Annotated in this window: 12 protein-coding genes; 2 read left to right on the forward strand and 10 right to left on the reverse strand. The window is 38.7% G+C overall.

What is annotated here, in order from left to right; all coding sequences use genetic code 11:
• The first annotated feature begins 17 nt into the window (after positions 1–17).
• Both FIS9605_RS0129850 and FIS9605_RS0129855 read left to right on the forward strand, forming a co-directional pair.
• Positions 18–1,829, forward strand: coding sequence for an ABC transporter ATP-binding protein (locus tag FIS9605_RS0129850; protein ID WP_035140335.1), 1,812 nt, complete (start codon positions 18–20; stop codon positions 1,827–1,829).
• Positions 1,830–1,983: 154 nt separating this feature from the next.
• On the forward strand, positions 1,984–2,283 hold the full coding sequence (locus tag FIS9605_RS0129855) for a hypothetical protein (RefSeq protein ID WP_026735855.1): 300 nt from the start codon (positions 1,984–1,986) through the stop codon (positions 2,281–2,283).
• Positions 2,284–2,743: 460 nt separating this feature from the next.
• Here the strand turns inward: FIS9605_RS0129855 and FIS9605_RS0129865 are convergent, their stop codons facing one another.
• The 10 genes from FIS9605_RS0129865 to FIS9605_RS45590 all read right to left on the reverse strand — a co-directional run.
• Positions 2,744–3,643, reverse strand: coding sequence for an oxidoreductase (locus FIS9605_RS0129865; RefSeq protein ID WP_026735856.1), 900 nt, complete (start codon positions 3,641–3,643; stop codon positions 2,744–2,746).
• A gap of 133 nt (positions 3,644–3,776) precedes the next feature.
• Positions 3,777–4,001, reverse strand: coding sequence for an MbtH family protein (locus FIS9605_RS0129870; RefSeq protein ID WP_026735857.1), 225 nt, complete (start codon positions 3,999–4,001; stop codon positions 3,777–3,779).
• A gap of 61 nt (positions 4,002–4,062) precedes the next feature.
• On the reverse strand, positions 4,063–4,389 hold the full coding sequence (locus FIS9605_RS0129875) for an MbtH domain protein (protein WP_026735858.1): 327 nt from the start codon (positions 4,387–4,389) through the stop codon (positions 4,063–4,065).
• Between the two features lie 296 nt (positions 4,390–4,685).
• Positions 4,686–5,570: an SDR family oxidoreductase gene (locus FIS9605_RS0129880; RefSeq protein ID WP_026735859.1), complete on the reverse strand. Its 885-nt coding sequence runs from the start codon at positions 5,568–5,570 to the stop codon at positions 4,686–4,688.
• Positions 5,571–5,657: 87 nt separating this feature from the next.
• Positions 5,658–7,037, reverse strand: coding sequence for a cytochrome P450 (locus FIS9605_RS0129885; protein ID WP_026735860.1), 1,380 nt, complete (start codon positions 7,035–7,037; stop codon positions 5,658–5,660).
• Between the two features lie 18 nt (positions 7,038–7,055).
• Positions 7,056–11,153 (reverse strand): non-ribosomal peptide synthetase, encoded by a 4,098-nt coding sequence (locus tag FIS9605_RS0129890; RefSeq protein WP_026735861.1) that lies wholly within the window; start codon positions 11,151–11,153, stop codon positions 7,056–7,058.
• 388 nt (positions 11,154–11,541) lie between these two features.
• Positions 11,542–12,330: a class I SAM-dependent DNA methyltransferase gene (locus FIS9605_RS0129895; protein WP_026735862.1), complete on the reverse strand. Its 789-nt coding sequence runs from the start codon at positions 12,328–12,330 to the stop codon at positions 11,542–11,544.
• A gap of 45 nt (positions 12,331–12,375) precedes the next feature.
• A complete protein-coding gene (locus FIS9605_RS0129900) occupies positions 12,376–17,013 on the reverse strand; it encodes a type I polyketide synthase (RefSeq protein WP_035140337.1) in 4,638 nt (1,545 codons plus the stop codon).
• Between the two features lie 45 nt (positions 17,014–17,058).
• The gene (gene panP / locus FIS9605_RS0129905) at positions 17,059–18,735 is read right to left on the reverse strand and encodes a pyridoxal-dependent aspartate 1-decarboxylase PanP (protein WP_026735864.1); all 1,677 of its coding nucleotides are present in this window, start codon (positions 18,733–18,735) and stop codon (positions 17,059–17,061) included.
• Between the two features lie 148 nt (positions 18,736–18,883).
• Positions 18,884–19,134, reverse strand: a 251-nt coding sequence (locus FIS9605_RS45590) for a hypothetical protein (RefSeq protein ID WP_231510499.1), incomplete at its 5' end; no start/stop codon positions are given.

Raw genomic sequence — 19,134 nt, forward strand, 5'->3', positions numbered from 1 at the left:
ACAAACAATAAACAGTCGTGACAATAACATCAAAATCTTCTAGAGTATCTCACAAACTTAGAAATTCAGCCCATCCTTTACAACGCTTGCTAAACTATGGAAGCCGATATCGCCAACAAATTTGGCAAGCTACAACATTTTCTATCATCAATACGATCTTAGACTTAGCACCACCGTGGTTGATTGGTACTGCGGTAGATATTCTCGTAAAGCAGCAAGATTCTGTAATTGCAAAGTTGGGAATTCAAGATATATTTTGGCAATTTTTGTTACTTTCATTTCTGACTATAATTATTTGGATATTCGAGTCACTTTCTCAGTACGCCTACGATCGACTTTGGCGTAATTTAGCCCAAAATATTCAGCATAATTTACGCTTAGATGCTTACAATCATGTACAAGAATTAGATTCAGCTTACTTTGAAGAAAGCAGCACAGGCGGCTTGATGTCAATTTTGAATGATGATATCAACCAGCTAGAAGATTTTTTAAATTTTGGAGCTCATGAAATTATCAACATTAGCACCTCAATCATCATTTTAATTGGTGGTTCGTTCTTTATTTTACCTCTCTCTATCACCTTGGCAGCAATGTTGCCAATGCCATTTATTGTTTGGGGTTCTTTTAGTTATCAAAAGCGTCTGGAAGACCGTTATGCTGAGGTACGAGAAAAGGTAAGTTTTTTGAACTCACGACTAGCAAATAATCTCAGTGGCATTAACACAATTAAGAGTTTCACTGCTGAAGAATATGAAAGTGCTAGATTGGCAGGAGAGAGTGAAGCATATAGAAAAAGTAATATCAAAGCAATTAAACTTTCTGCTGCATTTATTCCCTTAATCAGAATGCTAGTTTTAGTGGGGTTCACAGCCTTACTATTTTGGGGGGGTATGGCAACCTATGCGGGTAAGATATCTATTGGAAATTACAGTGTTTTACTTGTTTTAGTACAGAGAATGTTGTGGCCTTTAGTAGAATTAGGAGAAATATTTGACAAATATCAGAGGTCAATGGCTTCTACCAATCGCGTCATGGATTTATTAGATACTCCCATCAATATTACTGCGGGAGATATATATTTACCTATTGGTCGAGTAGTTGGTGAAATTGATTTTAAAAAAGTTACTTTTGCCTATCCTAATAGAGAACCAGTCATTAGAAAACTAACCTTACATATTCCCGCAGGAAAAACTATTGCTATTGTTGGTTCTACAGGTTCCGGGAAAAGCACTTTAGTTAAACTACTATTGCGATTTTATGATGTTTCTTCTGGAACGATTACTATTGATGGTATTGATATCCAAGAATTAAATTTACGTGATTTACGTCGCTGTATTGGCTTGGTCAGTCAAGATGTATTCTTGTTTCATGGTATGGTTGCTGAAAATATAGCCTATGGTACTTTTGATGCTACCGATGAACGAATAATTGAAGCTGCGAAAATTGCCGAAGCTCATGATTTTATTATGCGACTCCCTCAAGGTTATGGGACAATAATTGGGGAGCGGGGGCAAAAATTATCTGGTGGACAACGGCAAAGAATTGCTATAGCCAGGGCTGTTTTAAAAAATCCGCCTATCTTAGTTTTAGATGAAGCTACATCAGCGGTAGATAATGAAACTGAAGCTGCTATTCAGCGTTCTTTAGAACGGATTACTGTGAATCGAACAACAATAGCTATAGCCCATCGTCTTTCTACTATCCGCAATGCGGATCGCATTTATGTGATGGAATATGGGCAATTTGTAGAGTCGGGAACCCATGAAGAATTGTTGGATAAGAACGGGATTTATGCTAATTTGTGGCGGGTGCAGTCCGGAGCGAAATAAAAAAGCCAGAATTCAGAACTCAGAGTTCAGAATTAATTTAGTAGTATTTTATACTCCAGTCTGGATAATTCGTAATTCGTTAAACAGATCTGATTGGAAGCCGCAGACATCGCATTCCAAACCAGATTTCCACAATTGGTGTCCCAGTAGTCAGATGGAATTAACAGTTCAGTCCTTTGTAGATCCAGACCCGTTCCAGGAACTGACCTTCCCCACTGTCATTGCGGCCAAATTAGCAAGCGCCGATTATTTGGGACAGCCCCTGGCCAAACTAACACCTGAGCAGATGGCTGATATAGATGCAATTCTGGGCAATACACTCAATAAACAAGCAGTGATGTCGCAGATTCGAGATTGGACTGCTGAGGTTCGTTCTTTTCTGCAAGGTCAGTTACCTACCAGCCGCACTCAAGATTTGCGAGAGCAACTGCTCAAGATTGGGATTCCTTTGTAACTGTCAAATCATATCTGATGATCAATTTTTTTGAACGAGAAACGTCCAATTTATATCTAATAATTTGTACACATATGTCCGCTTTAATTCCTCTTTAAATTTGGACACTCCAGTGGGGTCATTCCCAAAAACTGGCTCTGGGTATAGCTTGTAGCCTAGTTGCATTTATTGTGGTTTCAGAACGCTTGTTTGCAGTTTCGTTGCATTTATTGTGGTTTGGGCCGCAATTATTGTGGTTTTGAGACCACCTCTAGTTGCAGATTAATGTGGTTTCAAATTTGCCTTGATTGCAGTTTTGATGATTTATGTTTGCAGTTCGCCACACCTAATCATACCACAAAATATTTATGCAAGAGTTCTAATGTGGATGCGATCGCGCTTTGTTTTGTCTGGCTTCTCGTACCTCGGCGGAAATAAATACCTTCAAATTTTGCAACAAACCCCTATTTTTGCCTACAGTTTAACCTAAAGTAGCAACTTGAGTTTTATCTGCTACCACTTCATCAAAATCAGTACTCAAAGATACTTCTCTCCAAGCGTCCAACCCTCCTTTAATAAACTCCAATGCGGCATCAATAATTTCTACTGCATCTGCACCCAGCGCCAATCTTAGTGGTGGGTTATCGCTATCAACAGCTTTAATCATTGCTAGAGCTGCTTTCCTTGGGTCTCCTGGTAGTTTGATTTTCATATCTCGTACATCCCGTACCCACTGGGACATATCATTAACGATCGGCTTATATTCATCAATTTTAGTATCAACTAATACATGAGATTTGTTGAAAAAATCTGTTCTGAATACACCAGGTTCAACCATTGTGACTTTGATACCAAAGTGTCTAACTTCGTTCGCTAATGAGCCAGAAATTCCTTCTAGAGCTAACTTGCTGCTGATATAAATTCCCTCACCAGCACTAGCTTCAAAACAAGCTGCTGATGAAATATTAAGAATATGTCCACTGCGTTGCTGGCGCATATGAGGTAGAACAACTCGCAGTATGTCTAAAACACCAAAAAAATTTGTTTCAAATTGACGACGTACAGCCTCATCGCTAACTTCTTCAAGTATTCCTGCAACCTCACATCCAGCGTTGTTGACGAGTACATCAATGCGCCCAAAGTTGGCGATCGCTTTTTTCACAGCCTCTCTTACTTCTTCAGGTTTCGTTACATCAAGTTGTACTGCTAATGTGCGATCCGGAAAGCGTGCTGCTAAATCTTCTACCTGCTGTGGATTCCGTGCCGTTAGCACGACAGTCTCGCCTCGTTCAAGTGCTGTTTCTGCTAATGGTCGACCAAAACCACTTGAGCAACCAGTGATAAACCATACCCGTGTCTCCTGAACCGAGGATGTCACCATAGAAATTCTCTATTTTTAACAAGGTTACTAAGCCAAAGAAACTTGAAATTGCAGAAGCAGAAAAATGCTTATATTAACGTGAAGTGGGCATACAAAACCCACCAAGTACACAATTTAAACGCACAGTTGCTTACTAGATGTTGCCAGCTGTTTCCTGCATCTTTTTCCGGAGACTAAGCGGTCTCATGTCAGTCCAGACTTCTTTGATGTAATCTAAACATTCTTGTTTGGATCCATTTTTTCCAGCATCTTTCCAACCAAGAGGATTTTCGCGCTCTAATGGCCAAATGGAATATTGTTCTTCGTGATTAACTACCACTTTGTAAATTGTTGTGTCTTCTTTGTCATTTTGATACATAATTGACCTCTTTATATTTAACTAGTTATGCTTTGCACTCCATTAATAACTGGGACGAATCTTATGTTTCCACTGGTTCTAAATGTCCCTTACCGTTTAAAGTCACCAGGTCAATATCTGCAATACATTTAACTTTTACATAGTTTAGTGTCAAGTGACCAACTAAATAAACTTTCCCCGTTTGACGCTCAAAGTCAGCTTCATTAAAATTAGATGCTTCCGGGTCAAGTCTGACACCTAAATCAGTACCTCCCTTGGTGTTTGTGAATTTGATATGCACATATCTTCGGTCGATGCTTTCTTTGAGTGCTGTAGCCGTTTTTTCAGGTCGCAAGCTTGCTTCAATTGGATGTTCCCCTTCTGACAATCTTTGTATTAACTCGTTCATGGAAGTGTCCTCTAATTAATTAAGAATTACTTTCATTTAAGATTGCGGATAGTAAATCTATTGCGATCGCTAACTTTTTGGGATTAACTGGGATAGAGCTTTTACCCGCAATAGATCCAATGGCTCGACTGAGAACTTCTAGAGCGTTGCTACATTAGACAAAATTAGAGATAAAAAACCTGACTTCTAACGTTGAAAAGACTGATTTTTCGTTGAGACAACTCAAAAAACTTGGTTTTTGGGATGATTGTATCGGCGCTCTAGCTTTTTGATAACGATCAAATCACGATAAATTGTTAATCCAATCCCATTTCTTTTCGCATAGCACCATAATAGTAAGTGTCATAAAAATATTGATATGGAAGTAATCTTTTACATAAAGCTCCAAGCCGTAATTGCCATTCAAAGTCCGTGACAACATATTGCCTTTTGGGTTTGCGTGCTTCCAAAGCTTCAAAAATCACAGCGGCAACTTTTTCAGGTGGCATTCCTTGACGATTTCCCTTGACTACATTTTCCATAAATATTCTGAAAGTTTTACCGTATAAAGCTTTAGCTTCGGGTGACATGTTAGCTAATGTTTTTTGGTACCTTGCCTCAACTTTGTCAGACACTTCTGTATTCATTGAATCTGGCAGGATCGAAAGAACTTCAACCCCAGAAGAACGCAATTCCATTCGCAAACAATCAGTTAGTGCCTCCACTGCAAACTTTGAAGCAACCAACGGACCGAAAAATGGCATAGATAATCGACCTGCGATCGCACTGATATTGATGATCCTGCCTTTGGCTTTTCGGATCGCTGGTAATAGCGCTTGTGTAACTGCTATCAACCCGATAACACTTACTTCAAATTGCCATCTCAGATCATCGATTCCAACACACTCCAGTGGCCCGTCTACTGCTACAACTGCATTGTTAACTAATCCGAATAGCCCTTCATCACCGACTGCGAATGAAATAAATTCCGAAGCCGATTTAATTTGTTCTGCCTTTGTGATGTCCATAATGATTGGAGTTAAATCACCAGATGCAGCCTGCTTTAGGGATTCAGCATCTTTATCTGTGCGGACTCCTGCAAAAACTCGATACCCTTGTTTGTCGAGTAAAAGCGCGGTTGCTCGACCGAGACCTGTGGATGTTCCTGTGATCACTACTGCGCCTTTATTACTCTTTGTCATACCTACTTCCTCCATAGTGAAATATCTTGTTAGTGCCAAAAGGCTAAATTGAGAAATATACGGAAAGGAATGAAAAAACTCCAGAGGTTAAACTGAACCAGTAACTAATGACTGCAAATGTCCTTGATGTTGATGCTGACTAAGTACTACCATTTTCACGCCACTAGCAGGGTAACAAAGAAGACCATCAAATTTCGGTTGTTCTGGTTTTTTACTCATTAGCTTTAACTGATAGCGTGAAAGAATTATTGCCAAAACCAATTTCATTTCAAACAGAGCAAAGGCTCCTCCAATACAAATACGAGAACCACCACCAAAGGGTAAAAATTCATAGGTCGAAAATTGTTTTTCAAGAAAACGCTCTGGGTTAAATTGTTTTGGTTCCGGGTATAAATCTTCACGCTGATGCGTAGAATAGATATTTGCAATAAGTATTGTTCCCGGACTCAACTTATAGCCCATGATCTCAACAGGAGACTCTACTATCCTTGGAAATGCAAATAGCTGAGTTGGGTAAATTCGTAAAACCTCGTCACAAACAGCATTGAGATAAGGTAATGCCAAGATGCTGGTGATATCTGGGTTTTCACCAAGGCTATTAAGTTCCTCAAGCAGGCGATCGCAAACGTGAGGTAAACGGTGAATCCAGTATAAAGCCCAAGCGATCGCAGTTGCTGAAGCTCCTTGAGCCGCCCCGATAGGTGAAATTAACAAGTCCCGTATTTCTTCATCCGCGATCGCCTCTCCCGCCTCATCTGTTGCCAATAATAATTCCGAGAGAATATCGGTGCGAGAGAGATCTGCTTGCTTGCGGCGTTCTTGAACTTCAGCATACAGCAGTTGGAAAAGCTCTTGCCGGAGGTAAAGCAAATTTCCTTGAGGACTCCACCGTCCTAAATTCCATCCCCAAAAGGGTAGTTTTGCGAACAGTTGAAGTAGTGGAGATAGTTCATGTTTGAACACAGAAGCAAATAAATGTTTTACTCTTTCATAGCGCTCTCCTTGACGCAATCCCATCACAATTTCTATACCTATCGCCAAGGTAATATCTTCTACAGTTGAGTAGGCAAGAAAAGGTTTTCCGATTGCCTGTAGACTCATAATTTTTTCTGTCAGTTCGCAGATACGTTGTCCGCAGGCTTGCATCCGCGCACCGTGAAAGGCTGACATTAACAATTTGCGCCGATTTTTATGACGCGATCCATCCAGTTGCAGAACTCCTTGTTTTCCTGTAAATAGGGCGAAATCTTGGTTTAATGCACCCCTAGCTGCAATTTCCTTGCCCCGCGTGAAAATCTCCTTTATCCCTAAAGGATTACTAACATAAACTGTTGGTGTAGAACCAAACATTACAGTTACAATGTCACCATAGCGCTTGGAAATAGCATCCATATAGCCAAAGACATCAGCCTCGAATTGCAGGGCTAGCAACCAAGAAGGAGTTTTCGGTCCTGGGGGTAGTTTCATCAGCCTCTTTTACTCCCATTACATATTTAGATCGCACACAGCATTATCGATGCAAATTCTCAACTGTTTGGCTAATTCCTGAATATGAGGTTCGAGTAATATTGAGAAATGATTTCCTGGAACTTCAACAACCTGAATAGATTGACTGGAACATTTACCCCAACCTAGTAAAGGGTCATCAGTACTCCATTCCGGATTGTCAAAGTCATGGATAATTTCCTCTTGAGCTCGAAAGATAGTTAAGGAGTGAGGATAAACCTGCGGAATATAATCTCGCATAGCTTGGACATTAGCTTTGAAAATTTGATAATGGCGGAGAAAATCTTTAATCTCTGCATCAGAAAAAATAAAGTTTGCTTTTTTATTTACCAAATGAAGTTGCTCATGCAGGGACAAATCTCGAAGTTCCTCAAAGGGAAGAGAAAAATCTATATCATTCCCAATTTTTATTTCTTCTGCGATACGAAGCAAGAACTTTGCATCGTCATCATCCGTAGGTTCAATGCTTGTTTCTGGTAATATGGCATCGATGATAACTACCAAACCTACTGTTTGACCCTGCTTGTGTATTTGCTGCGCCATTTCAAAAGCAAGTACACCACCGTAACAATGACCACCTAAAAGATAGGGCCCATTTGGATGTGTTTTACGAATTTCTTTTAGATAGCGAGTTGCTGTTTCCTCCACTGAAATTATTTCAGGTTGTTCTGGGTCTGGTCTATGTTCCAATGCATAAAATGGATAGTCTTCACCAAGTATTTTGGACAATTTAAAGTATTGACTAATATCTCCACCAGCACCATGCATACAGAAGAAAGGTATCTTGTCACCAGAAGAGTTAATTGCAACTAGAGGAGAACCGGAACTTTCGCGAAATGGTTGACTAACAATTGCAGCTAGTTTTTCAATAGTCGGATTTTCAAAAAGAGTAGACAGGGGAAGATTGTGCCCAAATTTATCATAAATTTGAGCCATTAAGCGTACAGCTAAAAATGAGTGACCACCCAAATCAAAGAAGTTGTCTGTTATGCCGATAGGATTAGTATTTAGAATGTTCTCCCAAGCTTTTACTAAAGCTAATTCTGTAAAATTTCGAGGAGCAACGAAAGATTTATTAGTATTTTGTCGAATAATTTCGTTATTTGGCAGCGCAAGCTTGTCTACTTTACCATTAGGTGTTAGTGGAAGTGCATCGAGTACAATAAAAGCAGACGGCAACATATAATTAGGCAATTTTTGTTGCAAATAGGATAAAAATTGTGTCTTGATATCCTGCTTATTTGTAACAATATAGGCAATCAAAGTTTGATTTTTTTGAGCATCATCGCGGGCAATTACAACCGATTCTTGTACATCTGGATGTTGTGCGATCGCCGTGGCAATTTCACCCAATTCTACTCGAAAACCTCTGATTTTTACTTGTTCATCATGTCGTCCCAAATACTCAAGATTACCATCTTTGAGATGACGCACTAAGTCGCCTGTTTTGTAAAGCTTTGTTTTTGGAATAAAGGGATTATCAATAAACCGTTCCTGAGTTAATTCCGGACGATATAAGTAACCCCTCGCCAATCCGTCACCACTAACGTAAAGCTCACCGACCACTCCTATAGGTGTTGGTTGTAAATCGTGATTCAACACATAAATCTGAGTATTATCGATAGGACGACCGATAGGAACACTGTTTGCTTGACCTGATAATAAACTGGTATCGTAGTAAGTCGCATTCGCAGAAACTTCCGATGAACCGTAAAGGTTGATTAGTTTTGCAAACGGCATCAATTCTCGGAAAGTTTGGACTAACTTAACAGATAGTGCTTCTCCGCTAGTTATCCAGAGTTTTAGCTGCGATAATTTCTTAGTTAGATGACTGTAATTATCTAGAAGTAAGCGCAATAATGAAGGTACAAGTATGATACGAGTAACTTTGTGATGCGCCAAAGCTTCTATAAATAGTTGCGGGTCTAGTATGGTTGCATCATTAATAATGACAGTAGGAATTCCCTGAAGTAAGGGTGCAAAAATTTCCCATACAGAATCGACAAAACTGATAGCTGTTTTCTGACAGCAAACTTCTCCTGGGGTGAAAGGATAAGTTTTCCATAGCCAGTGTAAGCCGTTTACTGTGCCGCGATGAGTACCAAGAACACCTTTAGGAGTTCCAGTTGAGCCAGAAGTGTAGATAATATAGGCGAGATTTTCAGATGAAGAGGTGCTAATGGGGTTTTCTTGACTTTCTTGAGCAATTTCGTCCTTATGGATATCCAAGCAAACGGTTTTCGCCGAAGATAATGACAGTTTTTCTAATATTTCCTGTTGAGTAATTAACACCGATGCTTGAGAATCACAGAGCATAAAATTCAAACGCTCAACTGGATAACTTGGATCGAGGGGAATGTATGCACCACCAGCTTTGAGGACAGCTAAAATTCCCACTACCATGTCTACGGATCGTTCCAGACATAGCGCAACTAGCGTTTCTTTTGTGACATTCTGCTTTTGTAAATAATGTGCAAGCTGATTAACTCTCTGGTTAAGTTGACAATAAGTTACTTCCTCAGACTCGCTAATTAATGCCAAAGATAATGGTGTTAGTTCAACTTGCTGCTCAAATAATTGATGCAGAGATGCATCTTGAGGATAATCTGCACAAGTTTGATTAAACTTAAATAATAGTTGTTCTTGCTCAGAAGCAGTTAGTAGCGACAACTCATTGAGGCGCTGCTCTGGATTTGCAATTATATTTTCTAATAAAGTTTGGAAATTATTTATAAATTGAGTAATAGTTGCTGCATCAAAAATATCCGTATTGTATTCCAAAAACCCTGTTAACCCCTCTTGGGATTCAGACATCGATAGGAAAATATCTAGTTGAGCTGTACCACTATCAAATTCCACAGTACGCAAAGTTAAACCAGACACTTCTTGCACAGACATTGGACTGTTTTGGAGGACAAACATGACTTCATAAAGTGGATTTCGGCTTAAATCGCGTTCGGGGTGCAATTCTTCTACAAGTATCTCGAAAGGCAAATCTTGATGTGCATAAGCATCGAGAGTCACCTCACGTACTCGATGTAAAAGTTCGCGGAAGCTAGGATTACCACTGAGGTTATTACGCAATACCAAAGTATTAACAAACAAACCCAGCATTCCTTCTAATTCGGCTCGGTTTCGGTTTGCAATCGGAGAACCAATTAAGATGTCTTCTTGGTCTGTGTAGCGGTATAGTAATATGTTAAATGCCGCTAGCAAACTCATAAATAAAGTGGCGTCTGCTTGCTGGCTTAATTGTCTGAGTGCATCAGTCAGAGCTTTTGAGAATTTAAAGTATTGCTTGGCACCAGCAACAGTAGTAACATTAGGTCGCGGACGGTCTGTTGGCAGTTGTAGTATGGGTAGCTCACCGCTTAGTTGTTGCCTCCAATAATTTAATTGGGTTGCGAGGAATTTGCCTTGGATGCGATCGCGTTGCCAAACTGCAAAATCTGCATACTGAATCGGGAGTTCGCTTAAGGGAGAAGGTTGATTTGTTGAGAAGGCTGCATACAGCGTTGATAGTTCTCGCAGGAAGACACCGCAAGACCATCCATCTGTAATAATGTGATGCATGGTCACAAGCAAAACGTGTTCTTCTTCACTCAATCGCAGTAAAGTAGCCCTCACTAATAGCCCTTTAGACAAATTAAAAGGTTTTTGTGCTTCTTTTGCTGCAATTTGTTTAACTTCTTCTTCCCAAACTTTACCAGATAAATGTTCTAGGTTAATAATAGATAAATCCCAAGTAGATTGGGTAAAAATTTCTTGTATTGGCTCTCCATTCACAAGCCTAAAATTTGTCCGCCAAACTTCATGGCGCTTAATAATTTCATTCAAGCTTTGCTCAAGTGCTGCAATCTTGAGGTTTCCTTGTATGTGAAAAGCTATAGGAATATTGTAGAAAGAACTGCCGTGATAAAGCTGGTCAATAAACCACAGCCTTTGTTGAGAAAAAGACAAGGGGATATTTTTACAATCTTGACGCTTGGGAATAACATTAGCTTGAAATTTTCCCCCTTTCCATTTTTCTAAAAGGGCTTTTTTCGCTGGTGATAAGTTAGAATGTTGTTTATCCATTGATGTATGATAATGAAATTTATATTTTTCAAATAAATGCTATAACAATCAATAATGCTTGATTATTACTATGTATCATTAATAATTAAATATCCATAAGGTCAGCTTTAAGAATATTCAAAGTTTCAAACATAAAATACTATTCCGATCCTATAGAGCTTGGAAACTTTATTTTTGCGTAGAGTGGGCAGTCTCCACCCTACAACTAAATCTTTGCTCTGCCTTATGCTACGAATTCAGACTGCAATTACATTTTCATTCTCAAGGTTATTTCGGACGAATGAAGCAAGCGTTACCTGATTCCTCTCCAGCATTTATAGGACTCACTTCTGTGAAATCCACAAAAAATCGAGGGCAACTGTATGGCTATTTCTAGCCTTGATATCTACTATTGAGAAAGGGATGGCTTACGACAAATAATGCAATGCTGATCGTACCCTTTGTAATCTTCTCCAAAATCTTGGATATTACAGTCATTAATTTCTATAAATCCCACATTTTCTAAAACCGCCTTAATTTCTGATAAAAAATAATCTTTGACTAAATGTCTACTGTCCGTACGCTTCCAAATTCCATCTATCAATTCAAAGATGGTCATTGCAACTTCCCGTATCCTTTCTTCTGGTTTATAGTGATAGTTTTCTCTTTCAATAAAGACAAATGTATCACCTACATAACAGTGAGTATTTGTATATCCATATCCAATATAATCATCTTCCGGCACACCATCACGCCAATAGATATCCGCAGTTGGTATGCTGAACATAAACAGAGCATTATCATGCATCGCCGTATATATGTTTTGGAAGACAGTTGTCAATTCCTCAAGACTCATGAAGAAGCAGAGAGCATTTTTTGAATAAACAGCATCATAGGTGGGAGGCGACTTAAAATTACGTATATCCTCATGGATAAATTTACTTTCAGGTGAGTTTATTCGGGCAAAACTTAATAATTTACCAGAAACATCAAGTCCAGTAGCTTGATAACCTCTTTTTTGAAGCTGTTGGACTATATATCCGTTAGAACAACCAATGTCGAGAATATGTGCTCCTTTAGGGAGATGTTTTAGCATTAATTGCTCTAATACTGGCATTACAAATTCCGCTTCTGAAGGAAGTAAGTTAAATACCGAAGCAAAACGATCGTGATTTGCATCATTTTTGACTAAAGACATATGTTTGTTTCTCCTGTTTCAAAGTAAGGTTTAAATTTGAACAATTCAAGAATTTTCTACAAGATTAGCTAAAAAATTTTCTGCATCTTCTTCAGATAATTCTTCAATTTTTTCCAACAAAAGTTGCTCAACTATTTCTGCTTGTTTGACTGGTATCATCGCTTCTAATAACAGGTCACGTAGTGGTAAATCTACAGGGAATTTGGCTCGCAATCGAGAAACTAATTGAGTTGCAATCAGGGAATCCCCCCCTAACTCATAGAAGTTGTCGTAAATCCCGATTTCTGTAATCCCAAGTACCTCTTGCCATATCTCTGTAATTTGTTTTTCCAACTCATTTGTGGGGGGAACATAGGAATTATTTAGGCTCGGTCTGGAGTAGCGTGGCGATGAATCTAATTGATTGGTTGATGTTGAATCTATCGAATAGCTTAAGCTAATTTTATGATTCTTCCTAGCATTAATGTCTACTGTAGAAAGAATAATCTGAGTTACTTCCCTTAAAGAAAAAACTCGTTTAAATACTTCTACTGCTTCTACTGGGGTGATAGCTAATTCTGCTCCAGAGACTCGATCCGTTGCTGTTTCGTCCTGGCTTACATTCGGTTGAAATTTATCCCAATTTATAACATACCACGGCAAAGAAGTTTTTTGATTATGCCGATTACTAAAAGTATCGATGAATTGGTTAGCTGCTGAATATAAGCATAATCCAAATCCTCCTAAAATGGAAGATAAAGAAGAAAAAATGATACAAAAATCTATCTTCAAGTTCTGTAAGACTTTTTCTAAAACTACAATCTTACTACTTTGTAATTCTAATAGATTTTTTATTTCCACTTCAGTAATTTCGGGAATAGAAGCAAATAGGCGATCGCGTTTGATACCAGTTGAATAAATTACGCCATTAATTTGTTCAACATTTGCAGATGCAAGAGCTTTATGAATATGTTCGTAATTAGTGGTATCGGCACGTAATAACAAAACTTCTGCACCTAATTCCTCTAATGCTAAAACTTGCTGAATTTTGAGACTAATTTCATCATCTTGAGAATGAGTTTCAAGCCATTGTGAGAAATTGTTTTTCTCTGGAAATTTAGAATCTTCAATAAATATGAGTTTTGCTTGGAAAGTTTTTGTTAAGTATTCTGCAAGCACAACTTCAACACTTTCTAATCCACCAGTAAACAGGTAAACACCCTGTTTTTTCAATGGTATTTTTTCGTCAACAATTGACTCCAAGCGAACTGGCTCAAATGTTTGTACCCAACGGTGGCGATCGCGATAAGCAACTACCATATCTGAGGATACAGAGGTCAACTCATCTAAAAGTTTGTCAATAATGTTAACCTCACAATCTTCTTGTCCTCTCTCTACATCTGTGCGGTTAGTTAAAGAAATATCAATACATCGACAGGTAATATTAGGATACTCTTGAGGAATGACTTTACATAAGCCTAATATTGCTGCTTTCTCTGGGTCTAATTTTTCATTTCCATTAACCTCTTGGATGTTGTTTGATACAACCCAAATTTGTAAGCGATCGCTCGTATCACTAATTTTCAGCTTACTAATGCTCTGAGTCAAAAATAGTAAACTTTTGAATTCTAAATAATTCCCTGCGTGGCAATTTTCGAGATGACTTACGCTCCATAAATAAGCAATATATTCAGGATTGTGTCCTAATGATATTAATTCTTTAAGTAAAGTATCATAATCTTCATTTATGCATGGATTAATTGTATAAATACCCTCACTTACTTTGCTAAACCGCTCTCCTTGTTGAACAGCAATGACATTTTTACCTTGATTTTTAAACTCATTAATTAATTTTGCACCTACTCCCAAATCATCCACAAAAAACAGCCATTTTTCTTGTGTAGAATTGATTTGCTCGGAGGATGAATGAGGCAGCAAAGAGCGCTTCCATGAAGGAACATAAAACCAGTCGGCAATATCTTGTTTATTATCTAATGTTGTTAGTCTTTTATTTACAGAAGGTGATGGGGATTTCGCATCAATCCAGTACCTTTGTCGTTCAAAGGGGTAAGTCGGCAAAGGCAGACGATGACGCTGCTCGTGGGTATAAAATCCTGACCAATCTATTTCTATACCAGAAAGCCACAACCGACCTAATGTTTGTAATAAAAAGCTAACATCAGATTGTTGCTCTTTGGCATGGCGTAACGAAGTCAATACCTGTTGCTTGGCATTTTTATCTAAATGCTGTGTCGTCAATGTGCTTAAAGTTCGCCCTGGCCCTACTTCTAGAAAAACACCTTCAAACTGCTGTAATAGTTGCGATATCCCATCTGAAAATCTGACAGTTTGTCGTAAATGTTGACACCAATAATCTGGATTTGTCGCTTGTTCAAAAGTAATCCAACTACCAGTTACATTAGAAATAAAGCGTATGCTTGGTGGATTCAGTTTGACTGTTTTGACAGCCTCAATAAACGCTGACAATATTGGTTCCATCATCTGGGAATGGAAAGCATGAGATGTATGCAACAGCCGACATTCAACTTCTTGAGACGATAATTGTTTTTGTAGCGTTGCGATCGCCTCGTTTGTTCCCGAAACTACACAGTCAGATGGGCTGTTGATAACTGCAATTTGTAGAGACTTTTGATACAACGTCTGTGCATCCAAAAGCAACTGCACATCTTTTTCTGGCAGCCTAATTGCCAGCATACTCCCAGAAGGCAACTGTTGCATCAGGCGTCCTCTTGTTGCCACAATTTTTAAGGCATCTTCTAGAGAAAATACACCTGCAATGGTTGCGGCGACATATTCCCCAATACTATGGCCAATCATCGCCTCTGGACGCACTCCCCAAGACATAAATAACTGAGCAAGGGCGTACTCTGTAACAAATAACGCGCTTTGGGTGAGGGCTGTTTGTTGTAGTTGATTTGAAGCAGTTTCAGTATCTTCTTCGCTGGGATAAAGTAGGCAGCGGATATCAAGACCGAGGTGGGGTTGCAAAATACCAGCGCAACTATCTATATGTTTTTTAAACGTCGGTTCTACTTCATACAGTTCCCTCCCCATGTTTGCATATTGTGACCCTTGTCCCGAAAACATGAAGATGACTGGACAGTGACCTGGTTTACAGTGGTGACTAAAAATACGTTGTGGATCTTGGCTGTTAAGCGATTTCACTGCATCATTTAGACTGTGGCTAATCATGATGCGGCGATAGTCAAAAGCTTGACGACCTACTTGTAAGGTATAAGCGACATCTGGTAGAGGAATATCGGGGTTTTGCTCTAAATAAGTATGCAGTTGCGCTGTTGCAGTGTCTAAAGCTGTGCTGGTTTTGGTTGAGAGCAGTAACAATTGCCAAGGACGCGAGGGACTGGAAGCTTCAATCACTGGAGCTTCTTCCAAAATAACATGGGCATTAGTCCCGCCAATGCCAAAAGAACTTATACCTGCTCTGTTTGGTGTACCGTTAGTTTTCCACTCTGATAATTTGGTATTGACGTAGAAGGGACTATTAGCAAAATCTATCTGGGGATTGGGCTGTTGAAAGTGTAAACTCGGAGGTATTTGTTTATGTCTTAATGCAAGGACTGTTTTAATTAATCCTGTCACACCTGCTGCTGTATCCAAATGCCCGACATTGGTCTTTACTGAACCAATAGCGCAAAAGCCTTTTTTGTTCGTGCTAGCACGAAAAGCTTGTGTGAGAGCCTTAATTTCAATCGGGTCTCCTAAGATGGTTCCTGTACCGTGCGTTTCTACATAAGTAACAGTCTCAGGCTCGACTCCAGCTAAGGCTAAAGCTTCTAAAATAACTTCCCTTTGACCATCAACACTAGGAGCTGTATATCCAACCTTTAAAGAACCATCGTTGTTAACAGCTGAACCCTTGATTACTGCATGAATAAAATCACCATCAGTAATAGCATCCTCTAATCTTTTCAACACTACTATACCTAAACCATTGCCACTAATCGTTCCTTTCGCTTGAGCGTCAAAAGCTCGGCAATGACCGTCAGGAGATTGAATTCCTCCTTGTTGATAGTAGTAACCTGTTTTTTGCAGCATTGTAGCGGAAACACCGCCCGCTAAAGTAATATCACTTTCACCATTGAGTAAACTTTGGCAGGCTAAGTGAACAGCAACTAATGATGTGGAACAGGCAGTTTGAACATTGATACTTGGCCCTCTCAAGTTCAATTTGTAAGAAACCTGCGTGGGTAAAAAGTCTTTGTCGTTTCCAATCAAAATTTGGTAGCTGTCTACTGATTCCATCAAATCTCGATTAGAATATAAATTTGAAAGCAGGTATGAACTTGCACCAACACCTGCAAAAAGACCTATTTGACCGCTATAAGTTTCGGAGTTATAGCCAGCATTTTCTAAAGCTTCCCAAACACATTCTAGAAAAAGTCGGTGCTGTGGATCTGTAATTTCAGCTTCTCTGGGAGAAAAACCAAAAAATGAAGCATCAAACAAATCTATATCTTCTAATATACCGCTTGCTTTCACGTAATTGGAATCGTTGAGCAATAATGGATCTACCCCAGCAGATATTAGTTCCTCATCCGTGAAAAAAGAAATTGACTCTACACCAGAGCGCAGGTTTTGCCAAAAGCTATCAACTTTATTTGCCCCAGGGAAACGACCCGCCATACCAATAATAGCGATTTCGTCTTGATTTGCTATATCCATAGATCAAAACTCTATCATAAATATTTTTGTCTAATGTAAAGACACTCAATAAGACTGAGTTAATCCTTCATCTTTGAGAAAATATGAAATTGAAATTTCCGAAGCAATCTGAATTTGGTCATTTAAAACCGCGTCAATATCTTCTTCATTAGTTAATGGATTAGCAATGACCGCACGCATGGCAATTACAGGAATTTTTTTATCAAAACTGATAGTTGTTTTTGTCGTTCGTGAGATAAAAGTGCGGCCAATCTGACGCTGCATCTTTTGTAAATGTTCGTTAAAATTATTGATAATGTGATTATCTGTATCTGTTAACTGTTTTTTCGCAACACTGCCTCTAAATTGCTCTGGAATATAGCGATAAATTAACAGATTAGTATCAGGTTCTGCCAACAATTCAAATTCGGGCATTGCCGAAATACGAGCAGCCATGTATTGACTTTTCCGGATTCCTTCATCAATCAAAAACTCATATCCCTTAAGCCCAATCAGCTTTAGACCAGCGTGTAAAAATAAAGCCATACCCGGTCGAGAACCTTCTAAAGCACGTTTACCCAAATCAAACGATCCCTTACGCATGGTATAGCTAGCCTGTTTTTCGATTGAAGAAGCTAGATAGGGGTCGCGGAAAAAGACCATACCAATCCCCATTGGTAAATACAATTGTTTATGTCCATCAATGGTCACTGAATCAGCTTTTTCAATGCCAGCAAGCTTATGTTGATGTTTTCGGGAAAAGATAACTGGACCACCCCAAGCGGCATCCACATGAAAATGTATATTATTTTCTTGAGCAATCTCTGCAATATCTTCTAGGGGGTCGACACTACCAGAATCTGTGGTTCCAGCAATACCAACAATAGCTATAATATGTAAGTTTTGCTTGCGACAATCTGCAACAGCTTGGCGTAGGGCTTGTATATTAACTCGATTGTTAGAATCAACGGTCACTCTAATCAAATTTTGGGTACTAATGCCCATTAAATCCGCAGCTTTATCAAAAGAGAAATGCATCAATTCGGAGCCAATTACAACTGCTCCTTTATAACCGTAAAAATTTAGGGCTGCGGTTAAACCTTCTTTTTCTATACCTAAAAACTCATTTTTTGCACCTAAAGATTTATTTCGGGCACACCAAAGTGCTGTGATATTTGCTGTTGTACCACCAGAAACCAAAATTCCTAATGTACTCTGATTGTTTTGAATATGCTGAATGTAGAAATTATCGGATAAGTTATAAATTTGTCGATGCATCATTGCTAAAGCCTCACGCTCGCAGAAGCTCAAGGCTTTAGCAGTTTCTATTTTGACAGCGTTTTGATTCATTGCTGTCATCAGTTTGGCTAAAGGGCGTACAAAAGAAGGAAGTGCCGAGGTCATATGACCGATAAATTGTGGCGAAGATGTGTGTATTGAATGAGCGACAACATTCTCATTTAAGGATTGAAGATAGCTCTCAAAATCAGTAGGTAGTGCAGGTATTTTGCTATTACCAAACTTTTTGATTATCAAGTCAATATCAACATTAGTATTTGCATTTTTTGTACTTAAAAATTCCTGAGAAAAATCATTAACTATCTCATCTATCTGTGTTTCAATAGATTTCACGGGAGTAGGTGTAAACATTTGTGTTACATACTCACCAATTTCAGAATGTAATATTTCCTCAGTTTGAGAAAAGCTATTTTTAGATAAAAATTCTTTTTCACTTAATGTCATTTTGTCTCCTTCAATAGATAATTTTTATCCTGCATTGCTAGTATTATTGTTAACTAAAATCTCAAGTGAGATTAATCACATTTTCTTTGGATTGGTGAGTAAAAAAATGACATTTAGTGTCATGAATAGTCTACATAAAACTTTAAGTTTATTCGTCTGATTGAGACGAAAGTTCCCTTTTCTTGGTCGCTGCTCGGTGTTCTTTTCTGGCTTGTTTTCGACGCTGTACTGAAGCTGTCCTACTTTCAGAATGCTTTATTATAAAAGATGTTTCTTTTCTTGATTCCTGATTAAAATATCTAGCTAGGTGGCTTACAGTTGGATATTGAAACATTTCTACCAAGAGAAAATCTCTCTGGAATATTTTTTGCAATTTACTATGAACTTGAACTAGAAGTA

The sequence above is a fragment of the Fischerella sp. PCC 9605 genome (assembly GCF_000517105.1).
Classification (GTDB): domain Bacteria; phylum Cyanobacteriota; class Cyanobacteriia; order Cyanobacteriales; family Nostocaceae; genus PCC9605.